The sequence below is a fragment of the Burkholderia sp. 9120 genome, from assembly GCF_000745015.1.
Lineage (GTDB): Bacteria > Pseudomonadota > Gammaproteobacteria > Burkholderiales > Burkholderiaceae > Paraburkholderia.
On sequence record NZ_JQNA01000002.1, the window covers coordinates 4,374,416 to 4,391,336 of the forward strand.

Genomic DNA, 16,921 nt, shown 5'->3' on the forward strand with positions numbered 1-16,921 from the left:
TCTGCAGCGGCGTGAACATTTCAGCGGGTCAGGCTGAGTTCGCCGGGCGCGCCCGCGAGGGTGCGATCCGGACGGCAATTGACGATCATGATCGCGAGCGTCAGCACATACGGCGCGGCGTTGAACAGGTAGTAGCCGCTGGTTACGCCGACCGCCTGCAACGCGGGCCCGAGCGCGCCGGCCGCACCGAACAGCAACGCGGCCCACAGGCAGCGCAACGGTTGCCAGCGCGCGAAAATCACCAGCGCGACCGCCATCAAGCCTTGTCCGCTGGAGAGCCCTTCGTTCCAGCTCCCCGGATACACCAGCGACAGATACGCCCCGCCGACTCCCGCGAACACACCGCCCACCGCTGTCGCGGCGATGCGTACGCGGGTGAGCGGATAGCCCATCGCGCGCGCGGTTTCGGCGTGATCGCCGACGAGCCGCAGCACCATGCCCCAGCGGGTATTGCGCAATCCCCATTGCAGAACGAAGGCCAGCGCCACGCCGATCACGAACAGCAGATTCAGATGCAGCGCGTTATGCAGTTGCGGCGACGACGACCACGCGCCGAGATCGATAAACGGCAGCATCGGCGCTTGCGGTTCGATGAAGGGTTTGCCGAGATAGAACGCGAGTCCGGTGCCGAGCAGCATCAACGCGATGCCGAACGCAATGTCCGACACGCGCGGCAACGAACACACGAGACCATGCAGGCAGCCGAGCAGCAAGCCGACCAGTCCGGCGGCGAGCACGCCCACCCACGGCGAGCCGCTCAGAAACGCGGCGGCGTAACCGCTCATCGCACCCGAGACGAGAATGCCTTCGAGGCCGAGATTCACGCGCCCGCCCTTCTCGGTCAGACACTCGCCGAGACTGACGAACAGATAAGGCGTGCTGACGCGGATTGCGCCGGCGAACAGCGACAGCAACAGGATCACGATGGGCGAGTGCATATCAGGCATGGGTCTGCTCCAGTTGCACGGCAGGTTCGGTGCGCGCGGCGGCCTGCAATTTGACGCGCCACGCGGCAATCCGGCCACCGAGCGCTTCCCACGCGAGCAGGTTGGCGAACAGCAGGCCTTGCAGCACCAAGGTGGTGGCGTCGGGCAGATCGAGATGCCGTTGCAGCAGGCTGCCGCTCGCTTCAATGCCGCCGATCATCAGCGCGCACGCAATGATGGCGAGCGGATTCTGGCGCGCGGCGAAGGCCACCAGGATGCCCGCGTAACCGTAGCCCGCGAGCAGCGACGCATTCGCGCTGCCCTGCACCGCCGCGACCTCGAACATGCCGCCGAGGCCGGCCGCCGCGCCGCCGAGCACGCAGGCGCTCAGCGCCAGCAGGTTGACGGGCAGGCCAACCAGCCGCGCGGCGCGATTGCTGCCGCCCACCACGCGCATCGCGAAACCTTGCGTGCTGAACTTCACGAAGACCCACGCGGCGATACATGCCACCACGCCCCAGAACAAGCCCCAATGCGTGTCGAGCCCCGGGATCGAGCCGATCATCAACGCGTCGGGCACCGGCAGCGTGGACGGCTTGTTCAGGCTCGCGGGATCGCGCAGCGGTCCTTCCACCAGATGCTTGAACACGGCGATCGCGATATACGACATCAGCAGGCTGCTGATCGTCTCGTTGACGCCGCGCCACTGCCGCAACGCACCGACCGCGCCGATCCAGATGCCGCCGGCCAGCATGCCGGCGAGCGCCATCAGCGGCGTGGCGATTAGCCAGGGCGTGTTGTGCGGCAGCAGTTGCGGGACGATCGCCGCGCCCAGCCCGCCGAGCGCGAGCGCCCCTTCGCCGCCGATCACGATCAGCCCGACCTGGGCCGGCAACGCCACGCACAACGCGGTCAGCATCAGCGGCGCCGCGCGCAGCAAGGTGCTTTGCCATGCGAACGACGAGCCGAACGCGCCTTCGAAGATCAAACCGATTGCATCGGGCGCGGGCTGCCCTTGCACCAGCAGGAACAGCGAAAAAAGCAGCAAGGTGCCGAGCACCGCCAACACGGTCGGCAGCGCGGGCAGGAGCGACAGCAGCGCTCTCGCGGCGAAGGGATTGGGGGGATGGGCACGCATCACGGCTCCTCGATTCACGCAATTTCGTCAGGCAAACGCGTCAAGCTAAAACATCACGTACGCGCCGCGCCGCGATCAGATCTGACCGACGACGCCCGCGACCAGATAGTTCATGCTCTCGAGCGTGTAGTCGGTCTGCCCGTGGCTCGCGCCCGAGGCGATCGCCATGCCGCCCTTGTTGTCCTTCATCGGGCCTTTGAAGATCACGAAATTACCGGCCACCATGCTGGTTCTGATCGCGTCGGCGTTCTGCTTCGCGGCCGCGCTGACCTTCGCGCCGTACGGCGACATCTTCACGAAACCTTCCTTCAGGCCGCCGCGCAGCACGTTGGGTTGCGGCGTGCCGGCCTGCGCGCCCGTCACCAGTTGCCTGTACGGCGTCGCCCAGTCCCACTCGGCGCCGGTCAGATAACCCTTCGGCGCGAGCGCCGCCTGGCTCGCGTGATAGCCGCAACTCATCGCGCCGCGTTTCTCCGCGGTTTCGACCACGACCTTCGGACCGTCGACGTGGCAGGTCACCACGTCGCAACCCTGATCGACCAGGCTGTTGGTCGCCTCGGCTTCCTTGACCGGCATCGACCAGTCGCCGGTGAAGATCACCTGGGTGGTGATCGACGGATCGACCGACTGCGCGCCGAGCGTGAACGAATTGATGTTGCGCAGCACCTGCGGGATCGGTTTGGCGGCCACGAAACCGAGCTTTTTGCTCTTCGTCATATGACCCGCGACCACGCCGTTCAGGTACTGGCATTCGTCGATATAGCCGAAGTAGCTGGTGATGTTCGGCGGGTTGCCCTGCTTCCACAAACCGCCGCAATGCGCGAAACGCACCTTCGGATACTTCGCCGCCATCTTCAGCACGTGCGGGTCGAAGTAACCGAACGAGGTCGCGAAGATCAGCGTGGCGCCGTCCTGTTCGATCATCGCTTCCATGGTTTTTTGCACGGCGATGGTTTCCGGCACGTTCTCTTCTTCGACCACCTTTACATCGGGCATCTTCTTGATCACGGCGGCGGCTTGCGCCTGCGCCTGGTTGTAACCGTAGTCGCCGCGCGCGCCGACGTAGATCACGCCGACGGTGGTCTTCGGCGCGGCAAACACCGACTGGAACGGCAGGATATTGCCGAGCGTCAGCATGCTGGCGCTGGTGATGAAATGGCGGCGGCTGGTCATGGTGTCCAATTCCTGATCGAGGGTTAGAGAGCGTTGGCTTGCGGGTTCGGCTGAAGACCGGCGGGCGAGTCGCCGTGCGGGCTGTCGTGCGGCTCGGCGCGCTCGGCCGTGGCGCTGTCGAGCCACGCGAGCCAGCCGCCGAACGCGGTGATGTCGTGCGCGCCGCTGGCGTCGCTCACGGCCGACGGTTCGCAGATAAAGCCCTTCACCGCGCGACCGTCCGCGAGTTGCAGCGTGCCGATGCCGAGCGGCGCGGGTACGTCGGCGACGAATGGGCCGAAGGTGCGCAGCGGGATCTGCCAGACTTCGACGGCAATCGGTGCGCCCTGGTGCGACGCGTCCGTGCGGACCAGGCCGGGTTTGGGCGGTTGGGTGTTGGCGAGCGCGTAGAGCCGGTAATCGGCCGTTGTGGCGGTGGCTTCGACGAAGCGCGCGCCGGCTTGCTGAAGCTGCCAGTTCAGCGGCTGGCCACGCAGATGCGCGCCGACCACGGCGAGTGCGACGCTGGGTTCCTGGAATGGCAAAGGGGCGATCGCGCTGGCGATGGTGTCGGTGCTCGTTCCAGCGGCAACGCTGTTTGCGTCGGCGAACAGCGCCTCGATCCGCGCCCCCAGTTCCGCGAGCCGACGATCCGCGCCGCTTGGCGCGATCAGCGTGACGCCGGCCGGCAAGCCGTCGTACCGACGCCGGCACGGCACGGCCAACGCGCACAGATCGAGCAGGTTCACGAAGTTCGTGTAGTAGCCGAGCTGGCTGTTCAGTTCGACCGGATTGGCCACGACGTCCGCGATCAACGGATGGGTCGGCGCGGTCGGCACGATCAAAACGTCAATGGTGTCGAACAACGCTTCGGCGCGCCGTTTCAGATCGACGAGCGCGTACTGGCCGTTGAACGCATCGACGGCGCTGAACCGGTCCGCCTGGCCGATTACCTTTGCGACGACCGGGTCGATCGCTTCACGATGCGTGTCGAAAAAAGCCCCGAGCGCGGCACGGCGCTCGGCAACCCACGGACCGTCGTAGAGCAGCGCGGAAACCGCCTTGAGCGGTTCGAAGTCGACCGGCTGGAGGCTCAAAGACAGATGCGTCGACAGTGTGTCGAGCGCCGAGGAAAACGCCTCGCTCGCTGCGGTGTCGCCATAAAATTCGAGCGAATCCGGCACGCCGATTCGCGGGGCAGCGTGCAGCAGACCCTGCATCGGGAGCTTGCGCGAATAGCCGTCGAGCGGATCAAAAGCCGCGATTTCGACGAGCACGCGCCACGCGTCGCCGACGTCGTGCGCGAATACGGAAATCGTGTCGAGGCTGCGGCAGGCCGGCACCACGCCGCGCTTGCTGACCAGTCCCAGCGACGGTTTCAACCCGACGAGTCCGTTGAAGCCGGCAGGCACCCGCCCCGACCCGGCGGTATCCGTGCCGAGCGAAAAAGCTACGCAGCCCGCCGCCACGGCAACCGCCGAGCCCGAACTCGAGCCCCCCGACACACGCAGCGGATCCACCGGATGCCGCACGGCGCCATACGGCGAACGCGTGCCGACGAGGCCGGTGGCGAACTGGTCGAGATTGGTCTTGCCGATCAGGATCGCGCCGGCATCGAGCAAACGCTGCACGGCGAACGCGGACACGTCGGGCGTGGTGCTGAACGCGGGGCAAGCGGCGGTGGTCGGCAGACCGGCGACGTCGATGTTGTCCTTCACCGCGAACGGCACGCCGAACAGCGGCATGCGCTCGAAGACGGCGCCGCCCTGCTCTTCATAGGCCATTTCGAGCGCACGGGCGCGCGCCATCAGGTCGGCGCCCGGCACACGGAGCGTCCAGACTTCCGGCCGGTCGATGTCGTCGATACGTGCGAGCGCCGACGCTACGACTCGAGACGGCGTGAGAACGCCCGAGGCATAGTCGTCGAGAAGGCTGCGAACCGTAAAAGGTCGTGGAATAGACACGCTGTTTTCCTTGAGTCCAATCTTGAATACAAGTTTGAACTCAACTAAGCAGGAGCTATGCCAAATCCAGTGCCGGCTTCGGTGCAGAGCCTGCGAGCCTTGCCTGGTAAGGGTTGCGAGGCGACGCTGTCGGTCCCGGCGCATCATTGCGGCGCTCACGGCCAGCCGCGCTCGTGGTGCAGCGCTCACCAACTCGGGGCCGGCTCGCCCAGTCTTTGCGCCCGGCCGTGTGCCGTTGCGACGCATAGTCCGCCCGTGGCGCCGACGTTATATTTCGCCCGGTAGCCGCCACTTATTTAATTCATTATCCCGATCGAATGAGCGTGTTTCTGGATCGGAATATCGCGAGGGAAATCTTATGCCGCGAACGTTAAAACACGTTCTGATTTATTGCACCCTGCTTTTAACGGGCGTCTTTCTCCTTTCCGCCGCTAATGCAGCCGATACGCAAGCACTTTGGCAAGATTCAGACAATCCGCGAAACGACACACTGAGATCAAGAATTGAAGCGGGATATCCGGCACAGCGGCGAATTCTCACCCTGGATTTCGCCAACCTAAAATCAGAAATCGCAGCCATTCCGATAGTTTCAGAAGAAATAACGCCACGATCTAAATACCCGGATATCCGGCTGTCTTTACCTTTACCTGAAGGCGGTTTTTCCGAGTTTGTCCTGTCCGATTCCGGGACCCTGCCGCCGGCGCTAGCCCAACGCTACCCGGAAATCCGCAGCCTGAAGGGCCGCGACGCCGAAGGACGCACCGTGCGTCTGGACATGTCGCCGCAAGGCATGAAAGCCATGGTCTACGACAAGGACGGCGCCTGGCTGGTGCAGCCCGCGGAAACACTGAGCGGTAAGGTGCAAAACGCCCCGGCGCGCGGCGGACAATACTGGAGCTTCCGCCGTCATTCGCTCCCTGCTTCGGATCAGCCATTTCACGAACACATCAGCGATTCGGCTTCCGGCGATCGACACTCCGACGCGAACCGCGACGCGTCCCAGTCGCGCACCGCGACCGGTAAAATTCGCCGCGATTATCGTATTGCCGTGGCGGCGACCAGTGCCTATACCGCCAAATTCGGCGGCACGGTGGCCGGCGGATTGGCGTCCATCAGCCTGATGATCAACCGCGTCAATGAAATATTCGAGCAGAATTTCAACGTGCATCTCACGCTGATTCCCAATAACGACAAGCTTATTTATACGAAGGCCGCCACCGACCCGTACCTGAATAGCGGCGATGTATTGCTGGCCAACGTCGAGAATCTGGACCGTGTCGTCGGCGCGGCCGGCTTCGATCTTGGGCACGTCGTCACCACGGCTAGCGGAGGCGCCGCCGGACGTATCGGCAACACCTGCCGCAACGATGCCGGTACAAACAATAAGGCGGCCGGCATGTCGGGACGGACCCATCCCGTGGGAGATGCGTTCCACGTCGATTTCGTCGCGCATGAGTTAGGGCATCAATTCGGCGCCTGGCACACCTTCAACCGCTGCGGCGGAGGAAGATCGACGCTACCGGGCTCGGCGCTCGAACCCGGCAGCGGCTCCACGATCATGGGATACGCGGGCATGTGTCTGCCCGTGGAGAATCTGCAGGATCACTCGGATCCGTACTTCCATGCCGTCACTCAGGCTCAGGTGAATGCCTGGATTTCATCGAAAGGCGGCGACTGCGCGGTTAAACGTCTCAATCCGGGCAGCGCGCCGACCCTCGAGCCGCTCAGTCTGTCGGCCGGCGGCCTCGACACGCTGACGATCCCCTCGGGTACGCCGTTCGTCCTGCGGGGCCACGCGACCGGAAGCACACGCGCAAGGATGACGTATGGCTGGGAACAGTTCGATGCCGGGCCGGTGCAGGGCATCGTACTCAAAGACGACGGCCTGGGTCCGCTGTTCCGTTCCTATCTCCCCAATATCAGCGGCGAGCGCGTGTTCCCGCGCCTCGCGGCGGTCCTCGGTGACGAGCCGTTGGGCAAGGGAGAGGCCTACCCCGCCACGAACCGCACACTGACGTTCCGCTTGACGGCGCGCGATACCCTCCAGAACACCACCGCCAGCTCGGATGTCACGCTCAATGTGCTGAAGACCGCGCGTCCTTTTGCCGTGACACTGCCGGGACGCTCGGCGACGCTATCCGGCGGCTCCGTCCAATCGATCGGCTGGGACGTCGCGAGCACCGACCAGGCGCCGATCTCGTGCACGGCGGTGCGTATCGATCTGTCGGTGGATGGCGGGTACACCTATCTGCCGCGCCCGCTGGCTGCTGCCGTACCGAACACCGGCAGCGCGTCCGTCATGCTGCCGCGCGTGAGTGAGCGGACCGCGAAAGGTCGCGTCAGGGTAAGTTGCATCGGCAATGTCTTCTTCGCGGTTTCACCTGCCAACTTTGTTATCCAGTAACGACGCGGAACGCGTCACGTAGTAACGCGCCGTGCCGATTATTGTCTGCACGGCGCGCGAATTTATACTCCGTACTCCGACGGGTTCGCTCACGCCCCGTCTCTCGCTGCGGAGTAGCCATTGCCCGATACCCGACTCGCCGTCTCGACCGGCGGCATGGTCACCAGTCCTCATGCGTTAGCTAGCGAGGCCGGCCGCGACGTGTTGCGCGCGGGCGGCAATGCGATCGAAGCCGCGATAGCGATCGGCGCGGCGCTGTGCGTGACGTATCCGCACTTCACCGGTTTAGGCGGCGACGCGTTCTGGGTTATCGCCGACCGGCACGGGACGCTGCGCACGTTATCGGGCATCGGTCAGGCCGCGGCGCAACTGCCCGCATTCGACGGCGCCATTCCGCTACGCGGCGCGGCGGCAGCGCTCACCAGCGCTGCCACGGTCGATAGCTGGTCACAGGCCGACGAGATCAGCCGCACAGTCTGGGGCGGCCGGCAGACGTGGGCGGCACTCTTCGCGCGCGCGATCGAATACGCCAGCGAGGGTTTCCCGGTGACGCCGTCGCAGCACTTCTGGCAAAGTCTGCGTGCCGATGAATTGCGCGCCCTGCCCGGCTTCGCCGCGACGTTCGCGCCGCACGGCCGGATTCCCGCCATTGGTGAGCGCTTCGCGCAACCGGCGCTGGCAGGAAGCCTCGACCGTCTGGCCCGGTTCGGTGCGCAGGAGTTTTATCGCGGCGAACTGGCCGAACGCATGGCTCGCGGCTTGCAGCAGGCCGGCTCGCCGCTGCGCTTGAGCGACCTCGCCCAAACCCGCGCACGCGATGAAGCGCCGCTACGGGTTGCTTACCGCGGTGGCGAACTGGTGAGCATGCGACCGCCAACCCAGGGCGTCACCACGCTGCAGATCATGGGGATACTCGAACGCTTCGATCTGGGTCAGATCGCCGAAGGCAGCGCCGACTACTATCACCTGCTGGTGGAAGCGGTGAAATGCGCATTCATGGATCGCGATCGCCACGTGGCCGATCCGGAGTTCACGCACGTGCCGGTCGACGACATGCTCTGCGCCGCCACCCTCGACGCGCACGCACGCACCATCCACCCGCACAGCGCACGGCCGTGGCCGCACACGTTCCGGCCGGGCGACACGGTGTTCATCGGCGCGACGGATCGCGAGGGCCGTAGCGTGAGCGTGCTGCAAACGGTGTACTTCGATTGGGGCAGCGGCGTGGTGGCGGGCGACACGGGCATTCTGTGGCACAACCGCGGCGCGTCGTTCAGCACGAACCCCACGCATCACAACGCGATACAACCGGGCAAGCGTCCGTTCCACACGCTCAATCCCGGTATGTTTCTGCAAGACGGCCGGCCGCGTTTGCTGTTCGGCACGCAAGGCGCCGACGGTCAGCCGCAAACGCTGGCCGCCATCCTAACGCGCCTGATCGACTACGGCATGGACCCGCTGACCGCGCTGGCCCGGCCACGTTTCCTGCTGGGCAAAACCTTCTCCGACACGCGCGATGCGTTGAAACTCGAAGCGGATGCCGGCGCCGACGTCTTCGCGGCCCTCGCCGCGCGCGGGCACGAAGTCAGCGCGATCCCGGTGCAGAGTCCGCTGGCGGGTCACCCTGGCGTGATTCGCCTCGACGCGAACGGCGCGGCGTGCGGCGCGCACGATCCACGCAGCGATGGGCGCGCGCTCGGCGTCGATTTCTAGTCAGCCAGCCAGCCGGTTACGGCACGGCGCAACGGCCCTACGGGAAACCGGATCAGCCCGCGCAACGAGCCTGCTAAGCTACGCGGACGCCGTGTGGGCCAGACGCGCTTGCGCTGCCAAAGACCGCTCGCGCGCCCCATTCCAGAACCAGAAAAAATCGGAGACAAGATGAAGCCGACCGCTCATCCGGATAGCGACACCGCTTCAGCGAACATCACCAGACGGATCGAAGAACTGGCGGACTGGCGTGGCGAAACGCTCGCGCGCATCCGCGAACTGATTCACGCGGCCGACGCCGACATTCAGGAAGAGTGGAAATGGATGGGCACGCCCGTCTGGTCGCACGACGGCATTGTCTGCACCGGCGAATCGTACAAGCAGGCCGTCAAGCTCACGTTCGCGCGCGGCGCCGCGCTCAAGGACCCGAAGAAGCTTTTCAATGCCAGCCTCGACGGTAATACGCGGCGCGCGATCGACCTTCACGAAGGCGAGAAGATCAACGAGGCCGCCTTTAAGCAACTGATTCAGGCCGCGGTAAAAGCCAATACCGAAGCGCTCGCAGAACGCGCGGCGAAGAAAAAAAGCAAACCGCGCGCGTGAATCATGTAGTGGAATCTGACGCCTATTCCAGCGTAAAGCGGTCCCGCGTGGTCACGTAATCGCTGGCGCCGAAACGGCCCACCGGAAAGTAGTGCTGCAGCCGCACGCGCCAGGTGTCGGTGTCGATCAACTCGTCGCGCGCATGGAGCCGATGCACCCGGCCGATGAAAATCTGCCGGCTGCTCGTTTCCAGCGTCTCCCAGATCGTGCATTCGAACGCAACCGGCGCTTCGGCGATTCGCGGCGGCGCCACGTGGGTGCTCGGCACCGCCGTGAAGCCCACCTCGGCCAGCTCGCTCACGTTGGGCGGCAGCCGTTCCCCGCAGCGATGCATCTTCAGTGCGATGGCTTCGTCGGCGAGATGCACGACGAACTCGCCCGTGCGCACGATATTGACCGCCGTGTCCTTCAGCGTGCCGTCCGCGACGCGGTTGATGCTGATCATCACGATCGGCGGTTCCTCGCCGAGCATGTTGAACATCGAAAACGGCGCGGCGTTGATCGTGCCGTCGGCGCCGAGCGTGGTGACGAGCGCGATGGGACGCGGCACGATCAGGCTCGCCATCAGTTTGTAGCGCTGGTATTCGGTGATCGCGTCGAAGTCGATTTCCATGTCAGCGCCCCTGAATCGGAACAGCGTGCCCGACGAGGCCGAGCAATTGGCCCAGACTTTTTTCGCCACGCATGCGCGTGATTTCGATGCGCTCCTCGATATGCCGCAAATGCGCTTCCATCAGCGCCATTGCACCCGCGGCATCGCGCGCTTCCAGACAATCGACGATCGCCGCGTGTTCCGCGTGCTCGCACGGCGCGTTGCCCGGCGTCTCGTAGACGCCGACAATCAGCGAACAGCGCGAGACCAGTTCCTTCAGGTAGTTCTGCAGGATCGAATTGCCCGCCAGCGCCGCGATGCGCATATGGAAACCGCTCGCAAGCGTCGCCCATGACGGTTGATCGAAACGATGCATCGCCGCATGCTCGCTCGCGAGTTGTTGACGCAAGGTCTCGATGTCGTGCGCGCTCGCGCGCTGCACGGCCAGTTCCACCAGCATTCGTTCGACCGAGCGCCGCGCTTCGAAAATCTCGCGGGTTTCCTCCGGCGTCGGCTCGGCGATCACCGCGCCTTTGTTCGGGCGCAACACCACGATGCCATCGTAGGCGAGCTTTTCCAGTACGCGGCGCACGACCGCGCGGCCGACGCCGAACAACTGGCATAGCTCGGGCTCCGGCAATTTCGTGCCGGGCGTCAGGCGATGATTCAGCACGCCGTCGAAGATCGATTGATAGAGGCGCGCGTCGACGTCGGCGTCTTCCTTCTGCGCTCCCTTCGGCGTTCTTTTAGCGGTGGCCGCGCCGGCGTTCGCGCTCATGCCTCGGCCGGCTGCAACACGCCGTCCCGTTCCAGTTGGTCCATGTGATCCGCGATCGCGCCCGGCGTGGTGATCCACACGTCGCCGCGCGCGCGTGCCGCGGCGATATGTTCGAGCGCGCGCCGCAAATGCCGCAAGCGATACGGCTGCCCGACCAGATAAGGATGCAGCGCGATGCCCATTACCAGCGCCTGCGGCTGCGCGCCACGGTTGGCCTGGTCGAGCATTTCGTCGAACTGGTCGACGATCATGTCGGCGAACGCGCGGCCGTCCATCAGGCGGCCCACCATCATCGGCAGATCGTTGAGTTCCTGCGGATACGGGATCGACCACAGCGGCGCGCCGCGCGTGGCCATCCGCACCGGACGGTCGTCGTGGCACCAGTTCAGCGTATAGCGGTAGCCGGTTTCGGCGAGCAAATCCGGCGTTAGAGCCGACTCCGAAATCCACGGCGAGAGCCAGCCGTGCGGCGGCGTGCCGGATTCGTCGGCGATCCGTTCGCGGCAATGCAATAGCAGCTCGCGCTCGCCGGCTTCGTCGAGTTCGCTCTGCCGGTGCGCGTTGGTGTGGCCGTGGCCGATCAGTTCGTCGCCGCGCGCCACGCACGCCGCGATCAATTCCGGGCAGTGATCGTAGAGCGCGGTATTGATCAGCGTGCCGGCCGGCATGGCCAGTTGATCGAACAGTTCGATGCAGCGCCATGCGCCCACCCGGTTGCCGTATTCGCGCCAGCTATGGTTCAGCACATCCGGTTGCGGCGACAACGGACCAAGCGCCGCGCCGAGACCTTCGCCAAAGGCAAAGTGCTCGATATTGAAGCCCAGATAAACCGCCAGCCCGCTGCCGCCCGGCCAGCGGAACGCGTCGCGATCGGTGATCGGCCGGTACGAAAAACGGCCGTGCGTGGCGAGCCGTTGACGCGCGCGGTTCTCTGCTACGGACAAATTGCGTGTGTCGTTCATGGAAAGAAAGCGTGGGTGACGAAACGCGGCCGGCGCCGTTGCGGATGAACCGGTTTGGCCGGTTCATGCCCCGCGACGGACCGAAGACGCACCGTGATCGCGCAAACCGGATGGCTCGGATCGCTAACGATCGACGCTGCGGATCGTTTGCAATATATGCGCCAACTCGCCGACGTTAAGCGGACCGGCGTGTCGGCGATCGACGCGCGTCGCGACGCAATGGATGGCACATGTTTTGCATTTACGTCGCTTCGCATAGGCCGTGCGGTTTCTCGCATGCGTGCCGCGCTTCGCCGTTCACGAGGACTTGCCCTTCATGATTCAGCCTGTTTCAAAGGTGCTCGACACCCACGCCGCCGATATCGAACTGGTCCATGTGTCGAAGCAGTACGGCGACGCGCTGGCCGTCGACGCCATCGACCTGCGCATTGCCGGCGGCCAGTATTGCTGCCTGCTTGGGCCCTCGGGATGCGGCAAGACCTCCACCTTACGCATGATCGCCGGGCATGAATCGGTCACCGAAGGTGACATTCTGATCGCGGGCCGCAACGTCACGCGCGCCGAGCCCGCGGCGCGCGGCACGGCGATGGTGTTCCAGAACTACGCGCTGTTTCCGCATCTGAGCGCGCTCGACAACGTCGCGTTCAGCCTGAAAATGCGCGGTATCGCGAAAGACGAGCGCCGCAAGCGCGCCGGCGAACTGCTCGAACTCGTCGCGATGTCCGCGTATGCCGAGCGTAAACCGGCCCAGTTGTCGGGCGGTCAGCAGCAGCGTGTGGCGCTGGCGCGCGCGCTGCTGAATCAGCCCGGTTGCCTGCTGCTCGACGAACCGCTGTCCGCGCTCGACCCATTCCTGCGCGTGCAGATGCGCGCGGAACTCAAGCGCTGGCAGAAGGATCTGGCCATCACGTTCGTACACGTCACGCATTCGCAGGAAGAAGCCATGGCGCTGGCCGATCTCGTGGTCGTGATGAGCCACGGGCGGATCGAGCAGAGCGGCACGCCGCATGAGGTGTTCAACCGTCCGCGCACTGAATTCGTCGCGCGCTTCCTGGGCGGTCATAACGTCTTCAAGAGTAATGGCCACTTGTTTACCGTGCGCGCCGATCATCTGCGGATCGTGCCGCATGGCGTGACGCCCGTGCAGAACGCCAGCGGCGACAGCGGCCTGACGCGGATCGGCGGCGTGCCCTGCACGGTGCGCGAAGCCGAATACCAGGGCACGCATCTGCGCATGACGCTCGATCCGCTCGACGGCTCCCCCGAACTGATTTCGCTCGTCAGCGATAGCGACTATGACCCGGCGCGGCTCGGTCCCGACGCGCGCGTCGTGGTCTGGTGGAACGAGCAGGATGCGCATCCGCTCGCCGCCTGAGCGGCGGCATGCTTGTAGTGAATAGAACGTCAAATCGAACGTCAATCCCGCGTCAACTGAGGAGAAAGCAATGACTGAAGCGAACGAGAGCCCGGCAGCGGCCGCCGTAGAAGGCAAGGAAAAAGGCCTGTCGCGCCGCACGTTCATCAAGGGCGCGGTGGCGGCGGCCGGCATTGCCGGTTTTCCGTACGTGCACGCACAGGAAAAGATCACGCTGCGTTATCTCGGCACGGCGGTCAACCAGAGTTCCGACATTGCGAAGAAGTTCAAGGAAGACACCGGCATCGAGATTCAATACATTCCGGTCACCACCGACGACGTCGCCAAGCGCATCATCACGCAGCCCAACTCGTTCGATATTGTCGACACCGAATACTTCTCGCTGAAGAAACTGATTCCGGCCGGCACGCTGGCGGGCATGGACACGAAGCGCATCAAGCTCGCCGACAAGATCACGCCGGTGCTCACACGCGGCGAAATCAACGGCAAGAAGATCGGCGACCAGGGCACCGCGCCGAAGAAGGTGATGTTCCTGACCGGTCCGCGGTCGACCGAGTTCTCCGCCACGCCAACGCAATGGATGACGCTGATCCCCACCACCTACAACGCGGATACGCTGGGCATTCGTCCCGACCTGATCAAGCGGCCGATCGACAGTTGGGCGGAATTGCTCAACCCGCAATTCAAGGGTAAGGCGGCGCTGTTGAACATTCCCGCAATCGGCATCATGGATTCGGCAATGGCGATCGAGGCGATGGGTCATATCAAGTACGGCGACAAAGGCAACATGACCAAGGCCGAGATCGATCAGACCATCAAGATCCTGATCGAAGCGAAACGCGCCGGCCAGTTCCGCGCGTTCTGGAAGGACTTCAACGAAAGCGTGAACCTGATGGCGTCGGGCGAAGTGGTGATTCAGTCGATGTGGTCGCCCGCCGTGACGAAGGTTCGCACCATGGGCATTGCCTGCAAATTCCAGCCGCTGAAGGAAGGCTACCGTTCGTGGGCCTCGGGTTTCGGTTTCCCGCGCTCGCTGCAAGGCAAGAAACTCGACGCCGCGTATGAGTTCGTCAACTGGTTCCAGGACGGCTGGGCCGGCGCGTATCTGATGCGTCAGGGCTACTACTCCGGCGTGCTCGAAACAGCGAAGACCCACATGCAGCCGTACGAGTGGGACTACTGGATCGAAGGCAAAGCGGCGGCGCAGGACATCAAGGCGCCGGACGGCCAGTTGCTCGAAAAAGCCGGCACCGTGCGCGACGGCGGCTCGTACACGCAGCGCATGGGCGCGATTGCCTGCTGGAACGCGGTGATGGACGAGAACATCTACATGGTGCAGAAGTGGAACGAGTTCATCGCGGCCTGAGTGTCCAGCCGAGCGATCAAACACGCGTTCAATCAAGGGACTAACCGAGCAAGCCATGGCCACCATCGACCTTTCGTCGCGCGCGCAGGACGAGCCCGTCAAGCACCGGCGCGCGCCGGCCTGGCTGCAGGCGACGCCGCTGACGCTGACGTTCCTGCTGTTTTTCATCGTGCCGCTGGTGATCACGCTGATCGTCAGTTTCTGGGACTTCAACGAATACCAGATCATCCCCGCGTTCACGCTGAAGAACTACGCGGCGATCTTCAACGGCTGTTCGTCGATGACCGACGTCTGCGTAACGCTCAAGACCTACTGGTCGACGCTCAAATTCTGCGCGATCGTGTGGGCGGTGACCCTGCTGCTGGGTTTTGCCATCGCCTACTTTCTCGCGTTCCATGTCCGCACCACGAGCATGCAGACAGTGCTGTTCCTCGTCTGCACGATTCCGTTCTGGACCTCGAACGTGATCCGCATGATCTCGTGGATGCCGCTGCTCGGCCGCAACGGCCTCGTCAATCAGGCGCTGATCGGCGCGCATCTGATCGATCAGCCGCTCGAATGGCTGCTGTATTCGAACTTTTCGGTGGTGCTGGCGTTCGTGCATCTGTACACGTTCTTCATGATCGTGCCGATCTTCAACGCGATGATGCGGATCGACCGCTCACTGCTCGAAGCGGCACGCGATGCCGGCGCGAGCGGCTGGCAAGTGGTGCGCGACGTGGTCGTGCCGCTGTCGAAAACCGGTATTGTGATCGGCTCGATCTTCGTGATCACGATCGTGATGGGCGACTTTCTGACGGTCGGCGTGATGGGCGGCCAGCAGATCGCGTCGGTCGGCAAGATCATTCAGGTGCAAACCGGCTATCTGCAGTTTCCCGCGGCCGCCGCCAACGCGATCATTCTGCTGGCCGTGGTGCTGATGATCGTGTGGGCGTTGACGCGGGTCGTCGATATTCGCAAGGAGCTGTGAAGATGCAGGCCATTCGCGTCAAACACCGGGAACGGCGGCCGGCCAGTTTCTACTGGCTCGCGCTGCTGTTCGGCCTGTTCGTGCTGTTCCTGTATGGACCGGTGATCACGATTTTCATTCTGTCGTTTCAGGGCCCCGAGGGCGGTCTCACGTTCCCGATGCGCGGCGTGTCGCTGCACTGGTTCGCGGTGTTGCGCGACGGCGTGGGCGACATCGATATCTGGGCCGCGTTCGGGCGTTCGGTGCGGCTCGCATTGGCGGTGACGGTGCTGACGGTGCTGTTTTCCGTCGCGGCCGGCCTCGCGTTCCGGCGCAAGTTTCGCGGCGATACCGCGGTGTTTTATGTGTCGGTTGCCAGTTTGATCATGCCGTCGATCATCGTTTCACTCGGCATCGGCCTGACCTTCCGCCTGCTCGACAACGGCGTGAAGTATCTGGCCAGCGCGTGGGGCTATCAGTCTTTCGCCGATAGCTATACGACCTCGATGGGCCTGTTCACGTCGGCGCTCGGCGCGCATTTGACGTGGACGCTGCCGTTCGGTCTGCTGGTCATGTTCGCGGTGTTCAACCGCTTCAATCCGGCTTACGAAGAAGCGTCGCGCGATCTCGGCGCGACGCCGTGGCAGAGTTTCCGCCACGTCGTGCTGCCGATCATCGGACCTTCGGTGGTGGGCGTCGCCATGTTCGGCTTCACGCTCTCGTGGGACGAAATTGCCCGTACCTCGCAGGCTATCGGCGACCAGAACACGCTGCCGCTCGAACTGCAGGGACTCACCACGTCGGTCACGACGCCGGTCATTTACGCACTGGGCACGATGACGACCGTGTTGTCGCTGACGGTGATGGGCGTGTCGCTATTCGCGGTGCGGTGGCTATCGCGCAGGCGCGCAGTGGCGGCGTTGAAATAGCGCGGGTGGCGACAGCCGGTCGAGTCGAACCCAGCGCGCATTTCACTTCTCGTGCTAAGAATCGGCCAATTTC

14 protein-coding genes are annotated in these 16,921 nt (G+C 64.2%); 7 read left to right on the plus strand and 7 right to left on the minus strand.

Annotation, left to right across the window (positions count from 1 at the left end):
* Positions 1-20 precede the first annotated feature (20 nt).
* The 4 genes from FA94_RS27665 to atzF all read right to left on the minus strand — a co-directional run bounded on the left by FA94_RS27665 (position 21) and on the right by atzF (position 5,180).
* Positions 21-947 (minus strand): ABC transporter permease, encoded by a 927-nt coding sequence (locus FA94_RS27665; RefSeq protein WP_051980811.1) that lies wholly within the window; start codon positions 945-947, stop codon positions 21-23.
* Positions 940-2,064 (minus strand): ABC transporter permease, encoded by a 1,125-nt coding sequence (locus FA94_RS27670; protein ID WP_035557242.1) that lies wholly within the window; start codon positions 2,062-2,064, stop codon positions 940-942. The genes FA94_RS27665 and FA94_RS27670 overlap by 8 nt, the downstream gene beginning before the upstream one ends.
* Positions 2,065-2,139: 75 nt before the next feature.
* The gene (locus FA94_RS27675; protein WP_035557244.1) at positions 2,140-3,237 is read right to left on the minus strand and encodes a BMP family ABC transporter substrate-binding protein; all 1,098 of its coding nucleotides are present in this window, start codon (positions 3,235-3,237) and stop codon (positions 2,140-2,142) included.
* 23 nt (positions 3,238-3,260) lie between these two features.
* On the minus strand, positions 3,261-5,180 hold the full coding sequence (atzF, locus tag FA94_RS27680; protein WP_051980813.1) for an allophanate hydrolase: 1,920 nt from the start codon (positions 5,178-5,180) through the stop codon (positions 3,261-3,263).
* A gap of 358 nt (positions 5,181-5,538) precedes the next feature.
* On the opposite strand from atzF, the gene FA94_RS27685 reads away from it, so the two are divergent.
* From FA94_RS27685 to FA94_RS27695, 3 genes are all read left to right on the plus strand, one after another.
* The gene (locus FA94_RS27685) at positions 5,539-7,584 is read left to right on the plus strand and encodes a zinc-dependent metalloprotease (RefSeq protein ID WP_081936170.1); all 2,046 of its coding nucleotides are present in this window, start codon (positions 5,539-5,541) and stop codon (positions 7,582-7,584) included.
* A 156-nt stretch (positions 7,585-7,740) separates the two neighbouring features.
* Positions 7,741-9,297, plus strand: coding sequence for a gamma-glutamyltransferase family protein (locus tag FA94_RS27690; protein WP_081936172.1), 1,557 nt, complete (start codon positions 7,741-7,743; stop codon positions 9,295-9,297).
* Between the two features lie 168 nt (positions 9,298-9,465).
* Entirely contained in the window at positions 9,466-9,897 is a 432-nt protein-coding gene (locus FA94_RS27695) for a DUF1801 domain-containing protein (protein ID WP_035557253.1), read from the plus strand.
* Between the two features lie 22 nt (positions 9,898-9,919).
* Here the strand turns inward: FA94_RS27695 and FA94_RS27700 are convergent, their stop codons facing one another.
* From FA94_RS27700 to FA94_RS27710, 3 genes are read right to left on the minus strand one after another with little or no spacing between them, the layout of a single operon-like run.
* On the minus strand, positions 9,920-10,510 hold the full coding sequence (locus tag FA94_RS27700; protein WP_035557256.1) for a flavin reductase family protein: 591 nt from the start codon (positions 10,508-10,510) through the stop codon (positions 9,920-9,922).
* 1 nt (position 10,511) lies between these two features.
* Positions 10,512-11,267, minus strand: a complete 756-nt coding sequence (locus FA94_RS27705; RefSeq protein WP_035557260.1) for a GntR family transcriptional regulator — start codon at positions 11,265-11,267, stop codon at positions 10,512-10,514.
* The gene (locus FA94_RS27710; RefSeq protein WP_035557263.1) at positions 11,264-12,229 is read right to left on the minus strand and encodes a polysaccharide deacetylase family protein; all 966 of its coding nucleotides are present in this window, start codon (positions 12,227-12,229) and stop codon (positions 11,264-11,266) included. The genes FA94_RS27705 and FA94_RS27710 overlap by 4 nt, the downstream gene beginning before the upstream one ends.
* Positions 12,230-12,545: 316 nt before the next feature.
* On the opposite strand from FA94_RS27710, the gene FA94_RS27715 reads away from it, so the two are divergent.
* The 4 genes from FA94_RS27715 to FA94_RS27730 all read left to right on the plus strand — a co-directional run bounded on the left by FA94_RS27715 (position 12,546) and on the right by FA94_RS27730 (position 16,848).
* Entirely contained in the window at positions 12,546-13,604 is a 1,059-nt protein-coding gene (locus FA94_RS27715; RefSeq protein WP_035563232.1) for an ABC transporter ATP-binding protein, read from the plus strand.
* 70 nt (positions 13,605-13,674) lie between these two features.
* Positions 13,675-14,970: an ABC transporter substrate-binding protein gene (locus FA94_RS27720; RefSeq protein WP_035557266.1), complete on the plus strand. Its 1,296-nt coding sequence runs from the start codon at positions 13,675-13,677 to the stop codon at positions 14,968-14,970.
* A 55-nt stretch (positions 14,971-15,025) separates the two neighbouring features.
* Positions 15,026-15,940 carry an ABC transporter permease gene (locus tag FA94_RS27725; RefSeq protein ID WP_035557269.1) on the plus strand — a complete coding sequence of 305 codons (915 nt, stop codon included), beginning with the start codon at positions 15,026-15,028 and terminating at the stop codon, positions 15,938-15,940.
* 2 nt (positions 15,941-15,942) lie between these two features.
* On the plus strand, positions 15,943-16,848 hold the full coding sequence (locus tag FA94_RS27730; protein WP_035557272.1) for an ABC transporter permease: 906 nt from the start codon (positions 15,943-15,945) through the stop codon (positions 16,846-16,848).
* Positions 16,849-16,921: the final 73 nt, after the last annotated feature.